General features: G+C 61.1%; 12 protein-coding genes. All 12 read right to left on the reverse strand.

What is annotated here, in order from left to right:
- Positions 1–14: 14 nt before the first annotated feature.
- Positions 15–1136 (reverse strand): acyltransferase family protein, encoded by a 1122-nt coding sequence (locus tag EET67_RS15130; RefSeq protein ID WP_165899918.1) that lies wholly within the window; start codon positions 1134–1136, stop codon positions 15–17.
- 297 nt (positions 1137–1433) lie between these two features.
- Positions 1434–2501, reverse strand: a complete 1068-nt coding sequence (locus EET67_RS15135; protein WP_128627033.1) for an ABC transporter ATP-binding protein — start codon at positions 2499–2501, stop codon at positions 1434–1436.
- A 14-nt stretch (positions 2502–2515) separates the two neighbouring features.
- Positions 2516–3307, reverse strand: a complete 792-nt coding sequence (locus EET67_RS15140; RefSeq protein WP_128627034.1) for an ABC transporter permease — start codon at positions 3305–3307, stop codon at positions 2516–2518.
- A complete protein-coding gene (locus tag EET67_RS15145) occupies positions 3304–4194 on the reverse strand; it encodes an ABC transporter permease (protein ID WP_128627035.1) in 891 nt (296 codons plus the stop codon). Before EET67_RS15145 ends, EET67_RS15140 begins: the two co-directional genes overlap by 4 nt.
- A 50-nt stretch (positions 4195–4244) precedes the next feature.
- Positions 4245–5348 (reverse strand): ABC transporter substrate-binding protein, encoded by a 1104-nt coding sequence (locus EET67_RS15150; RefSeq protein ID WP_128627036.1) that lies wholly within the window; start codon positions 5346–5348, stop codon positions 4245–4247.
- Between the two features lie 177 nt (positions 5349–5525).
- The gene (locus EET67_RS15155) at positions 5526–6698 is read right to left on the reverse strand and encodes an iron-containing alcohol dehydrogenase (RefSeq protein WP_128627037.1); all 1173 of its coding nucleotides are present in this window, start codon (positions 6696–6698) and stop codon (positions 5526–5528) included.
- Positions 6699–6887: 189 nt separating this feature from the next.
- Positions 6888–8276, reverse strand: coding sequence for an aldehyde dehydrogenase family protein (locus EET67_RS15160; RefSeq protein WP_128627038.1), 1389 nt, complete (start codon positions 8274–8276; stop codon positions 6888–6890).
- Positions 8277–8332: 56 nt separating this feature from the next.
- Positions 8333–9703, reverse strand: a complete 1371-nt coding sequence (locus EET67_RS15165) for a glutamine synthetase family protein (RefSeq protein ID WP_128627039.1) — start codon at positions 9701–9703, stop codon at positions 8333–8335.
- 142 nt (positions 9704–9845) lie between these two features.
- Positions 9846–10910, reverse strand: a complete 1065-nt coding sequence (locus tag EET67_RS15170; RefSeq protein ID WP_128627040.1) for a TRAP transporter substrate-binding protein — start codon at positions 10908–10910, stop codon at positions 9846–9848.
- 130 nt (positions 10911–11040) lie between these two features.
- A complete protein-coding gene (locus EET67_RS15175; protein WP_128627041.1) occupies positions 11041–12366 on the reverse strand; it encodes a TRAP transporter large permease in 1326 nt (441 codons plus the stop codon).
- Positions 12363–12866: a TRAP transporter small permease subunit gene (locus tag EET67_RS15180; RefSeq protein WP_245450936.1), complete on the reverse strand. Its 504-nt coding sequence runs from the start codon at positions 12864–12866 to the stop codon at positions 12363–12365. Before EET67_RS15180 ends, EET67_RS15175 begins: the two co-directional genes overlap by 4 nt.
- A gap of 19 nt (positions 12867–12885) precedes the next feature.
- The gene (locus EET67_RS15185) at positions 12886–13698 is read right to left on the reverse strand and encodes an N-formylglutamate amidohydrolase (protein WP_128627042.1); all 813 of its coding nucleotides are present in this window, start codon (positions 13696–13698) and stop codon (positions 12886–12888) included.
- Between the last annotated feature and the right edge of the window lie 84 nt (positions 13699–13782).

Consider the following 13782-nt stretch of genomic DNA (forward strand, 5'->3'; position numbering starts at 1 on the left):
ATGACCAAACCTATTCAGCTTACCCTGCCGGCCAATTCGACCGGACCGCGTTTCACCCGGAAGAGGACCGTCCGCAGATAGCGCTGCATCATCGCCTCGGGCCAGTACATCACCGTCCAGCTCGTCGCGAACACGATGAAGAGCGATAGTGCGAGGACGTTTATGCGTGCCAATCCCAGGCCTGCCAGCAGGGGTACCAGCACCATACCGAGCGAATAGTGGCTCAGATATAGGGGGTAGCTGAGCCGGCCGAGATTGCGCACCGAGTTGTGGCTGGTGTGGAAGAACTCCTGTATCGCCCTTGCATGGCGCACGCTGGCGATGATGACGACCAGCGCGAACAGCCAGATGAGCAGCATGGGCACGACTTTTTCGGCCGCGCCGTAGGATATGGCGATTTCGATCAGGCCGAAGACGCAGAAAGCCGCGATATAGGCTGCCTTTTCACGGGTGAAACCTTTCTGGAAGATCGAATAGATCAATATGCCGATGGCAAAGAACACGCCGTGCCTGAGCAGCACGACTTTGAACGGGAACCGGCGCAAGAGATCGTAGATGTCCGACTCGCCATAGGTCAGGCTCATTGCATAGAAATAGAGAAAGACTGTGATGAAGAGGGAACTGGAAAGACCGAGTATGAGGGCAACCCATTCCAGGGTGATGAGCTTGTGGAAGACCATTGCAAGGAAGATGACGCCATAGAACACGGCCTCCACGACCAGTGTCCAGATCACGCCGTCAATATAGGGGCCGATCGGCGACAGCACGGCGCTGCGGGCATAGTCCATGGCAAGCGTTGTCATCTCCTCGCCGCCGGCTGCCCGCGCGGCCAAGGCGACGAAGCCGCATATCCATAGCGCTGGAAACACCCTGATGATGCGGTGCCGGAGGAATTGCGATGGCGTCGCATTTATGGTGCTGAGGGCGATGACGAAGCCGGATATGACGAAGAATATCTCCACCCCGATGGCGCCAACGACGGCAAAGGGTTCAAGATAGGCGAAGGCTACCGCATCGCCCTGGGCGGCGCCATTGGGAGTCGCCCATCCGAACAGTGCGAAATGGTTCAGAAGAACCAGAATTGCCGCTACAATCCTCAGAAGATCAAGCCCATAGAGATGCTCTTTTGAACTCATCCGGCCACGCGTCCCTCGCCAAACCCGGACTGTGGCGAGGGAGGTCCGAACTGGCAATTTGAGAAAGAGGAGTACCTTTGTCATCTCTGCTGCCTCGAATGAGGTAGCGCCGATGCGCCATCAGACCGTTGGTCGAAGGTTTGCGCGTTCCATGGGTGTGCCTAAGAGGTAGCGCGCATTCTTAGAGCATTGTGCGTCTAGTGAGGCGCACAAAGGACGCTCTAACACTTTGATTGAGCACCGGAATATTCCGAAAACCGGATTCCGCTTTTCGGCCCGACGCTGTAGCGGCCGGCTTCAGTGCAGGACGAGGAGATCGCTTGCGGAAAAGCTGATTTCGGTCTGATCGCCGACAATGGGCGGTTGGGCGGATGAATTGTTGAAAGTGTCGAGCGAAACGGCATTCTGGCCGACCCCGACCTTCACCCTTATGACGGAGCCAAGAAAGCTGACATCGGCGATCTGGCCGGAAAGGCTTGCATCGCGGCCCGGCTGCCTGCCAAGTACGATGGCTTCGGGCCGAAGCGCCAGCGATACTGCGTCGCCCGCACTGGCCGCGCCGAGCGCACCGTTGCGAAGTGTAATTTCGCGCTCGCCGATCCGCACCGTGGCGGCGATAGGGTCGATCACCACCCCGTCCAGGACGTTCAGCGTGCCGACGAAATTGGCGACGAAACGGGTTGCGGGGCGATTATAGATCTCGAAGGGCGTGCCGACCTGCTCGGCATGGCCGTCATGCATGACCACGATACGGTCCGACATGGACAATGCCTCTTCCTGGTCATGGGTGACGAAGATGGTGGTGATGCCGAGCTTCTTCTGAATCTGCCTGATCTCATCGCGCAGCGACAGCCGGACCTTGGCGTCGAGTGCCGACAGCGGCTCGTCGAGCAGCAAAAGCTTCGGCCGTGCGGCGAGCGCGCGGGCCAGCGCCACGCGCTGCTGCTGGCCGCCGGAGAGCTGGTAGGGGTAGCGGTCGGCGAATTCCGGCAATTTGATGATGCCGAGCATTTCGGCCACCCGCGCATCACTTTCGGCCTTGGGCGTGCCGGCGACCTTGAGGCCGAAGGCGATGTTCTGCGCCACGGTGAGATTGGGAAACAGCGCATAGGCCTGGAACACCATGCCGATATTGCGCTGGTTGGGCTTGAGATTGGTGACGTCCTTGCCGCCGATCACGATGCGGCCGGCGCTCGGTTCCTCGAAGCCGGCGACAATGCGCAGCATGGTGGTCTTGCCGCAGCCGCTCGGCCCCAGAAAGGAGATGAATTCGCCGGGCGCGACGTCGAGATTGAAATCCTGCACCACCACGGTCGAGCCGAACGCCTTGCGGACATGCTGGATACTGAGAAACGCTTCGGTCATCGGTGGCTTTCTGTTCAGTTCGAGCGGCTCGAGGTCTTGGGCGCGAACCTCGAGACGATCTGGATCATGGCCATGCAGGCCCAGGTGATGACGAAGGCGATCACCGCCAGTGCCGCCGGCTCATAGGCGCGGTTGGCGCCGATGAATTGCAGATAGGGGCCGAAGGCCGGCCGGTTGAGCAACGCGGCCATGGTAAATTCGCCGATCACGATGGCAAAGGTCAGGAAGGCGCCGGAAAGAACGGCAAGCAACACATTGGGCAGGATGATGCGGGCGATGATCGTGCCCCAGCCGGCACCGAGAATCTGTGCCGCCTCGGTCAGCGTACGCACGTCGATGGTCCTTAAGCCCGTATCGACGGCGCGATACATATAGGGCAAAGCGAGCATCACATAGCCGAATACCAGCAATATGTTGGTGCCGGTCGCCGAGCCGGTCAGCGGCAGGAATGAGGAGGTGTTGTAGAGGCGGATATAGCCGAAGACGACCACGATGGCGGGAATGACCAGCGGCAGCAGCGTGACGAATTCGACATAGGGACGCAGGCCCGGCAGGCGCAGCCGCACCCAATAGGCGGTCGGCACCACGATGAAAATGCCGACGACGATGGTGAGCAGCCCCACGACGACAGAATAGGCGAAGGTTGACTGGAACTTCGGATCGGCCAGCACCACCCAATAGGCGTCGAGGCTGTAGACGCCGCGCCGCATGCGCAGCGAGAACTCGACCATGCCGATCAGCGGCAGCACGAAATAGAGGCAGCCAAGCGCCAGCAGGACCCAGGAGACGGCGCGGTTTGTCCTCATCGCAGCCACCTTTCGGCTCGTGCCCTGAGCCAGATATAGATGCCGTTGGAGACGCCGGTGATCACGATCATGCCGAAGGCGAGCGCATAGCCGAGATTGGGGTCCTGAAGCACGTCGCCGCGGATCTGCGTGAACAGCACGATCGGCACGATGTTGAGCGACGAGCCGGTCAGCGCATAGGCGGTGGCGACCGCGCCGAAGGCATTGGCGAAAAGCAGCACGATGGTGCCGAGCAGCGCCGGCCACAGGATCGGCAGCGCAACCATGCGCCAATATTGCAGCCTTGACGCGCCGAGGCTGGCGGCGGCCTCGGCCCATTCCTTCTTCAGCCCGTCAAGGGCGGGGGTGATGATGAGGATCATCAGCGGGATCTGGAAAAACAGATAGGTGATGGTCAGGCCCCAGAAGCTCAGCAGGTTGAAGCCCGTGGAGTAGAGGTTGAAGCCGAAGACATTCATCAGGAAGGCGGTGAGAAGGCCGGTGCGCCCGAGGGTCGCGAGGAAGGCGAAGGCGAGCGGAATGCCGGCGAAATTGGAGGCGACGCCGGCAAATGTCATCAGCGGTGAGCGAACCCAGCCGGGCAGGCCGCCTATGGTGACGGTCGCTGCCATGACGAAGCCCATGAAGCCGCCGATCAATGCCGAGGCGAGGCTGACCTTTATCGAAATCCAATAGGCCGCCATGATCGACGGCGTGAACAGGTTGACGATGTTCTGCAGCGTGAAGGCGCCATCCCGGTCCTGAAAGGCGCCCGCGATGAGATTGAGCGTCGGCAGGATCAGGAACAGGAGGGCGAATGCGGCAAAGGGCACGATGCCGAGCCAATCCAATGGCAACCGGCGGCGTGCTCTTATTGGGTGCGCGGCAAGGACGTCCTGATGGGCCATGATGGATTCGCGGCCTCCCAGTCTCCAAGGGCGGGGAGGCCGCCTGTCCGTTACTGGACGTTGGCGCCGACGACGCCGCTCCAATCCTTGGAAATCACTTCCTTGGCGGCAGCCTGCTCTTCCAGCGTCGGGAACACGGCCTTTTCATAGGCGGCGGCCGGCGGCATCTTGTCGAGCAGGTCCTGCGGGATCTTGCCGTTCTTGGCCAGATCGTTGAAGCGGATCGGGTGGCAATAGCCCTTCAGCCACAGAAGCTGGCCCTCGTCGGAATAGAGATGCTCCATCCACAGCTTGGCGGCGTTGGGATGCGGTGCATAAGCGCTGATCGCCTGCACATAGACGCCGGCGATGACGCCCGAGGCCGGAACCACCACTTCGACCGGCGGGTTGTCTTTCAATTCGTCCTTGCCGGAAAGCGCGTTGTAATCCCAATAAACGACGATCGGGGTGGCGCCCTGAGCCAGCGTGCCGGTGCGTGCCGTGACCGGCACGAAATTACCGGCCTTGTTGAGTTCGGCGAAATATTTCAGGCCGGCCTCGGCAGCCGGTGCGCCCGATGCAGCACCTGCGGCAAGACCCGCCGCCTGCACGGCAAGGATTGCCTGATTATCGCCAAGCGGATTGCCCGACAGCGCGACGCTGTTGGCATATTCGGGCTTGAGCAGGTCCGACCAGTCCTTCGGCACGTTCTTGACGATGTCGGTGTTCACCATGAAGGCGAGCACGCCATAATAGTCGCCATACCAATGGCCTTCAGGGTCCTTCACCTCGTTGGGGATCGTGTCCCAGGTGGAGACTTTGTAGGGCTGGGTCAGGCCTTCTGCCTTTGCCGAGGGGCCGAAGGCATAGCCGACATCGATCACGTCGGGAGCCTGCGGACCGGTATTGCCCTTGTTGGCCTTGATCGCCTCGATCTCGTCGGCCGAGCCGGCATCCGGATTGAGCTCGTTGACCTCGATGCCGTATTTCTCCTTGAAGGAGGAGATCACCTCGCCGTAATTGCACCAGCTATGCGGCAGGGCGACAGTGGTCAGCGTGCCTTCCGCCTTGGCGGCGGCGATCAGTTCATCGAGATTCTGCGCGGATGAAACGGCGGTGGAGACCATCAGGGCCGCAGCCGTGAGGGAAAGGATTTTTCCCGTAAACTTGAACATTTGCTTGCTCCGTTGAACCGGCGCCGGCGGGCGCCTGCGATGCGGTTAGCCGCTTCCTGTGACAGTCGGATGAATGCCGGAAAGGACGAGGAGTGCAGCCGGAAAAGTAAACTCCTTTTAATCGGTTGCGGCAATCGAGGGAGGTCGTTTTCCGGCTAAACAAACGCTTACGCTGGGTCAGTTCTCGCCGGAAATGGCCTTGTTCAGCAGGTCCAGCGCCATCTGCTTGGTCAGGGGGATCGGATTGCCACCCGCAGTCGGATCGACGATCGCCATTTCGGCGATGAGATCCTTGCGTGCGTCGTCCATGGCGAGGTCCTTGATGAGGCCGCCAAGTGTGTTGGGGACCTTCAAATCCGCGCGCAGCTTGCGGATGGTGGCGGCAAAGCCGTCGAAGCCGCCTTCAATGCCGCAATAGGCCGCGAGCCGGACAATGCGTTCCTCGATGGCGTCGCGGTTGTTGGCCAGCACATAGGGCATGAAGACCGCATTGGTCATGCCGTGATGGGTGTCGTAGAGGGCGCCGATCGGATGCGACAGCGAGTGGATCGCGCCGAGGCCCTTCTGGAAGGCGGTGGCGCCCATGGCCGCAGCCGACATCATATGCGCGCGGGCGGTGAGATCGCTGCCATTGGCGAAGACCTTTGGCAGGTTTTCAAGCACCAACCTGACGCCCTCGACCGCGATGCCGTCGGCCATCGGGTGATAGCCGGGCGCGCAATAGGCTTCCAGGCAATGAGCCAGTGCGTCCATGCCGGTGCCGGCGGTGATGAAGGGCGGCATGCCCACAGTGAGTTCCGGATCGGCAATGACGATCTGCGGTAGCATCTTCGGATGGAAGATCACCTTCTTGGTGTGCGTTGCCTCATGGGTGACAACGCCGGCGCGGCCGACTTCCGAGCCGGTGCCGGCGGTGGTGGGCACGGCGACGATCGGCACGATGGCGTCGGCATCGGCGCGCGTCCACCAGTCGCCGATATCCTCGAAGTCCCAGACCGGCCGGGTCTGGCCGGCCTGGAAGGCGATCAGCTTGCCGAGATCGAGCGCCGAGCCGCCACCGAACGCGATGACGCCGTCATGCTTGCCCTGCTTGAAGGCGGCGATGCCCGCGGTGAGGTTGGACTCGACCGGGTTCGGCTTGACGTCCGAAAAGACGCCATAGGGCACCTTGGCATCGGCGAGGATCTTCAGCGTGCTGGCCACCACAGGCAGGCTGGCGAGCCCCGGATCTGTGACGAAAAGCGGGTTGGAAATGCCGGTCGCGGAAAGCGCATCCGGCAGTTCGGAAATGCGGCCGGCGCCGAAACGGACGGTGGTGGGATAGTTCCATTTGGAGACGAGGGTGGTCATGGCAATTTCTCTAGCGATGGAGTGAAACATCCCCCTCTCCGTCTCGCCTTCGCCTCGACACCTCTCCCCACTTCGTGGGGGAGAGGATAAGCGCCAAGGTCGCGGCCGCCGCATCCTCTCCCCCGTCGATCAGGGGAGAGGTGCCGAGCATAGCGAGGCGGAGAGGGGGTCGAATTGCATTGGCGAGAGTTAGATCTCCTCCCTGAGGTGATAGCTCTTCGGCCTCGTCAGATTGTCGTAGCCGATGGCAGAAAGCGCGGCGCCCTTGCCGGTGTCCTTCACGCCCGTCCACACCAGCGCCGGATCGAGATAGTCGCAGCGGTTCATGAACACGGTGCCGGTTTCGACGCGGTCGCCGATGGTGACGGCATGTTCGGTGTCGGCGGTCCAGATGGAGGCGGTGAGGCCATAGGGGCTGTCATTCATCAGCGCGATCGCCTCCTCGTCGTTGCGCACCTTCATGATGCCGACGATCGGTCCAAAGCTTTCCTCGCGCATCACCGACATCTGATGGTCGACATTGGTGAGCACTTCGGGCGCGAGATAGGGCGAGCCGGCCTTGTCCTGATCGACCTTCATGTCGATGTGGGACGTGGCGCCCTTGCGCAGCGCCTCGGCCTTCTGCTCGCGGATCAGATCGGCAAAGCGCGCCTGTGCCATCGGTCCCATGGTGGTGGCCTGTTCCAGCGGATTGCCGACGACATAGTTCTTCGTCTCGGCAACGAAGCCCTCGACGAATTCGTCATAGACCTTCTCATGCACATAGACGCGCTCAATGCCGCAGCAGCACTGCCCGGAATTGAAGAAGGCGCCGTCGACCAGATTGGCGACGGCGTGGTCGAGCTTGGCATCCGGCAACACATAGGCCGGGTCCTTGCCGCCAAGTTCGAGGCCGAGCGTCATGAATGTGCCGGCAGCCGCCTTCTCGATGGCACGGCCGCCCGCGACCGAGCCGGTGAAATTGACATGGTCGATCTTGCCCGAGGCCAGCAGCTTCTCGGTCTGGGCATGGTTGAGCACGAGGTTCTGGAACACGCCCTTGGGCAGGCCGGCCTTTTCGAAGGCCTGGGCGAAGCGCTCGCCCACCAACAGGGTCTGCGCGGCGTGTTTCAGGATCACCGTCGAACCCGCCATCAGCGCCGGCACAATGGTGTTGACGGCGGTAAGATAAGGATAGTTCCACGGCGCGATCACCATGACGACGCCGAGCGGGTCCTTCTTCACATAGCGGCGGAAGCCGTCTTTGGGGTTGGAGGCTATCACCGGCTTCAGCGCCTGTTCGGCGATCTCGACCATATATTGGGTGCGCTCGCGCACGCCGCCGAATTCGCCGCCATAGCGGATCGGGCGGCCCATCTGCCAGGCGATTTCCGGCACGATCTCGTCGGTCATGGCGACGAGGTTTTCCAGCATGGCCAGCATGTATTTGCCACGCTCGGCGATCGAGATCTGCGCCCACGCGACCTGTGCGGCGCGGGCGCGTTCGACGGCGGCATTGAGTGCCTGGTCGGTGGCGACCGGCCGCTCGGCATAGATCGAACCGTCGATGGGGGATTTGAGTTTGACCGTATCGGTCATGGCAGGATTCCTTATTCTATGAAACGCCACTTGGGGTCGTGGACGTCGTCTTAAACTCAATACCGCTCGAAACCGCGATGCAGTTCCCAATCGGTTATGCAGCGGTCATATTCCATCTGCTCCCAGCGCGCGGTGTGCACATAATGCTCCACCACGTCTTCGCCAAAAGCCGCCTTCAGCATTTCGGAGCCGGCCATGGTGCCGATGCCGTCGCGCAGCGTCTTGGGAATTTCCTGCAGGCCGGCGGCCTCATAGGCGTCGCCGACGAAGGGCGTTTCCAGCTCCAGCTTCTCGTCAATGCCCGCAAGGCCTGCCGCGATCAGCGCTGCGAAGGCAAGATAGGGGTTGAGATCGGCACCGCCGATGCGGCACTCCATGCGTACCGCCTTTGAGCCCTGGCCGCAGAGCCGGAAGCCTGCGGTGCGGTTGTCGTCGCTCCACATGATCTTGGTGGGGGCGAAGGTGCCGGCCTGGAAGCGCTTGTAGGAATTGACGTATGGCGCGAGGAACCAAGTGTAGTCCTTGGCATATTTGAGCTGCCCGGCTGACCATTGCCGGCCGAGTTCGGAGAGCCCGTAGGGGCCTTGCCTGTCGAGGAAGAGCGGTGTCTTGCCGTCGGCGCTCCACAGCGAGTTGTGGATATGGCTGGAATTGCCGGCAAGCTCGTAATGGTATTTCGCCATGAAGCAGACGGATTTGCCCATCTGGTGGGCGATTTCCTTGGCACCGTTCTTCAGGATGACATGGCGGTCGGCCGTTTCCAGCGCCTCGCCATAGCGGAAATTGATCTCCTCCTGGCCGGGTCCCCATTCGCCCTTGGAATTCTCGATCGGAATATCGGCCGCATCCATCTCGTTGCGCAGCCGGCGCATATAGGCTTCTTCCTTGCTGGTGATGGCGATCAGATAGTCGCCGATATAGGGGGAAGCGGTATCGAGCCCGCGCCAATGCTTTGCCCGCGCGGTGTCATAGGTCTCGTCGAACAGATAGAATTCGAGTTCCGAGGCGAAATAGGCGAGGAAGCCGCGCTGTTCGAGCCGGCGCAACTGCTTGCGCAGCACGGCGCGGGGCGAATGCGGCAGGTCGTCATGGTCGTGATGGCCGAGCACGTCGCAGATGACCAGCGCCGTCTTTTCCAGCCAGGGCACGAGGCGCAGCGTCGACAGGTCGGGCTTCATGACGAAATCGCCATAGCCCTTCGACCAGCTTGCCGCCTTGTAGCCCGGCACCGGCTCCATATCGATGTCGTCGGCCATCAGGTAGTTGCAGGCGTGGGTTTCCTCATAGCCGGACTGCACGAAGAAGCTGGCCAGGAACCGCTTGCCGATGAGCCTGCCCTGCATGTCGACGGCACAAACCAGCACCGTGTCGATGGCACCGTCGGCAACCGCTTTTTTCAACTGATCGAATGTAAGATTTCCGGCCATTTTCCACTCCGCCGCAATCGGCGCATCGAAGGTTCAACAGGTCGACCCGGCCGCGCAATCGCGGCCGGGTCGGGTCTGGGGCGCGGCGACTTTGCCTTGTTCTTCTCGCGCCCTAACTCCTCAGGATCGGTCAGCCCCGCCCTCAGCTGTAGCGATAGGGTGCCCCAGCCTTCACCATCGACTCATTGTACTTCTTGATGATGTCGACGACCTTCGCGGCGCGCGGGCTCTGACTGGCCACCTCGTCCCAGAACTTGAAGGCTTCGTCTTCCACCTGCTTCCACTCGGCCGCCGGGACCGTCGTCAGTTCCAGCTTGCCCTCGTTGCGGTACTTGGCTTCGCCTGCCCAGTACCAGTGCTGGCGATAGTAGTGTGAGCTGTCGATCGCCAGGCGGTAGAGCTGCTGCAGATGCTCGGGAACGGCATTCCACTTGTCAGTGTTGACGAAGTAGGAGCCGGCCCACGCGCCCGACACCGGGTTGGTCAGGTAGTATTTCAGGACGTTGGCCCAGCCAACCGTGTGCATTTCGGTGATGCCGCACCAGCACACGCCGTCGAGCTCGCCGGTCTGGATCGCGGGCTCGACATCCTCGTAAGGCAGCGACACCGGCACGACGCCGAACTTCGACAGGAACTGACCGCCGGTCGGGAAGGTGTAGACGCGCAGGCCCTTGAGGTCGGCCAACGAATTGATCGGCTTGGTGGTGCCGAAGTTGCAGGGATCCCATGCGCCGGAGCTTAGCCAGGTGACGCCCGGTATCTCGGCGTAAGCCTCTTCCCAGATTTCCTTGAGGCCATGCCAGTGCCATAGCGCCGGAACGTCGAGCGAGTAGCGCGAGGCGAGCGGAAAGTAGGCACCGAACACCTTCACGTCGACAGGAGCCGCAGCCGAGTCGTCATCGCTCTGCGCCGCATCGATGGTTCCCGATTGAACGGCGCGGAACAATTCGCCCTGTGGCACGAGCTGGTCGGCGGTGTAGAGTTCGATCACCATCTCGCCATTGGCGGCCTTGTTGAACCAGTCGATCGAATTCTTGATGACATGTTCGGCAAGAGCCGGACCCGCATAGGTCTGCAAGCGCCACTTGATCTGGCTTTGCGCCTTGACGTAGGGCGTGGCCAGTGCGGTGGCACCCACGGCACCAGCACCTGTCAGGATCGATTTGCGCAGGAAATCGCGTTTGTTGATCATAGCTTTGTCTGTCATCTCAGATTTCTCCCATCATGCGTAAGAGTTGGATTTTGCTGGTGGTGGAACACCCGCCCCCCGGTGGCTCGGCCTGTTATGCATCGTCCCCCTTTTTCTGTTTTTCTTGAATGCTCATTGCCGGTTGCCCTCACCTGCCCGAATAGACTTGAGGCAGCCACAGCGCGATCTGCGGAAAGATCATGATGATCGCGAGCGACAGCACCATCAAGAAGAAGAAGGGGATGATGGAGCGATAGATATCCATCAGCGTGACCTCGGGCGGCGCCATGGCCCGCATGAGGAAAAGGTTGTAGCCAAAGGGCGGCGTTATGTACGCGATCTGGCAAGTGATGGTGTAGAGGATGCCGAACCAGATCGGGCTGAAGCCAAGGCTTATGACCAGCGGGATGTAAAGCGGCGCGACAATGACCAGCATCGCCGTATCGTCGAGGAACATGCCCATGACGATGAACGAGAACAGCATCAGGATGAGGATCGTCCAGGGCGAGAATTCCCAGGTGTCGAGCATCAGCGTCTTGACTGCCTTGACCGCGCCGAGACCGTCATAGACCGAGCTGAAGCAGAGCGCGCCCAGGATGATCCACATGAACATGCATGAGATGCCGAGCGTGTTGCGGGTCGAATCCTCGAACACCTTCCAGTTTAGGTTTCCCGCCCACCAGGCGGCCAGCATCGAGAGCAGGGCGCCCACGACCGAGCTTTCCACGAGGCTCGTGGTGCCGGACATGAACAGGCCCATCATGACGAAGAAGATGGCGAGCGGCAGGATGCCTTGCCGCAACAGGGCGAATTTTTCGGCGCGGGTGATCTGCGCCCTCTCTTCGGCCGGCAGGGCCGGGCCGATTTCGGGCTGCAAGAGGCAGCGTATATAGACATAGCCGCCGAAAATGACCGCCATCAACAGGCCGGGGCCGACGCCGGCAAGCCACAGGTCCAGCACCGGCTGGCGGGCGATCATGGCGTAAAGCACCAGGACCACGCTGGGCGGAATGAGGATGCCGAGCGACGACCCGGCCTGGATGACACCGGTCACCATCACCTTGTCGTAGCCATGCTTGAGCAGTTGCGGCAGCGCGATCGTCGCGCCAATGGCCATGCCGGCAACGGACAGGCCGTTCAAGGCGGCGATCAGCACCATGAGGCCGATGGTGCCAAGGGCAAGACCGCCTCGCACGGGACCGAACCAGACATGGAACATGCGGTAAAGCCCGGAGGCGATGCCGGATTCCGACAGCATGTAACCCATGAAGACGAAGAACGGCACGGTGATAAGCGGATACCAGTTCAACACCTGGAACGAGGCATTGAAGGGCATCTCGAACGAGCCCTGGCCCCACAGCCACAGCGCAGCCGCCGAGCCGACAAAGCCGATGACGCCGAAGACGCGCTGGCCGGTCATCAACAGCACCATCATGGTGCCGAACATGAACAGGGTGATGAATTCGGAACTCATGCGATGGGCTTTCCGCGCGCGATGGCGACATCCTTGATGAAGGTGGAGATGAGCTGCAGCAGCATGAGGAAGATGCCGGTCGTCATCACAACCTTGATCGGCCACAAGGGCGGGGCCCAGGCGGTGTAATTCTTCTGGCCATAGACAATGGCGTAGTTCGTGCTCGACAGGCCGCCGCCAAACAGCACCGCCAGGTAGAAGATCACAAAGAGGATGGTGATTGCGTCTGTGACGGCGCGGCGGCGCGCCGAGAGCCGGCTGTAGAACAGGTCCATGCGCACATGCTGGTCGATCTGGAGCGCATAGGCGCCGCCCAGCAGATAATAGGCCGACAGCAGGAACTGCGACATTTCCAGCGCCCAGTTAATGGGAATGCCGATGACAAGCCGTGAGATCGTCGACGCGAGCAGGATCGCGCCCATTATGAAGAAAAGATACATCGCGACCCGGCCAACGCGGTAGTTGAGGGCGTCGACATATCTGACAAAGAGTTGAGCCATCCGGGTCTTTCTTGTCGAGTTATCGGGTTGGTTGAAGGGGCTGCTTTACGTTGTCACGAGCATCACCGGCGGAAACGGTGATGGCTGAGAGCATGGTTCCAAGCAGTTCGGCCCAACGCAACTGCCCTGACTCCGTGGCGATTTCATTGTTGCGGATTTCGATCATGGCGCAGGCGAGTCCGCGTGAACGGGCGTGGCGTTCCAGCGTGAAATATACCAGATCGGCAGGCGAATAGGGTTCATTGGCACCGACACTGATGCCGGGCACTCCGCTGAGCGCCCTCAGCAGCGGGGCTGCAATGCGCTCGTCCTCATCATGGATGATGCCGATGTGCCAGGGGCGCTGGACGGCCTTGTAGACGGGCGTGAAGGAATGGATGGTCACCAATCGCGTTTCGATGCCCTTGTCCAGCCGCTCGCGAACGACCTCGTCTATTGCGTCGTGAAAGGGCTGCCAGGAACAGTCGATACGCTCCTGCCTTGCAGCGGGCGACAGATCGGCGTTGCCTGGTACGGTGGTGGTTTCGCTGACGGTTGAGATCAGGTCGGGTGCATCGAGCGGACGATTGCAATCGATGACCAGGCGCGAAATGCCGGATTCGATCAGCGTCGCATCCAGCATCCCCGCCATCTGCCTGGCAACTGGTGCCGCGCCGGGGTCCCAGGCGATATGGCGCTCCAGATCGGCCTTCGACAGGCCCAGACCGGTGAATTTGGCGGGAATGAAATTCGAGGCATGGTCGCAGATGACCACATAGGGGCTGGTGCCACTCCGGTTCGTCACATGAACCGGATGCGCGCCGTCGACAGATGCAGAACTGCCCATTCCCATAAAACTGCTTCCCTCAGACGCTGTAATTTATGATACGTATTTTTATTCTTTGCGTCTCCGTGGATGATTTCATACACATTCCGA

This window comes from Borborobacter arsenicus, from assembly GCF_003934165.1.
GTDB classification, from domain to species: domain Bacteria; phylum Pseudomonadota; class Alphaproteobacteria; order Rhizobiales; family Rhizobiaceae; genus Pseudaminobacter; species Pseudaminobacter arsenicus.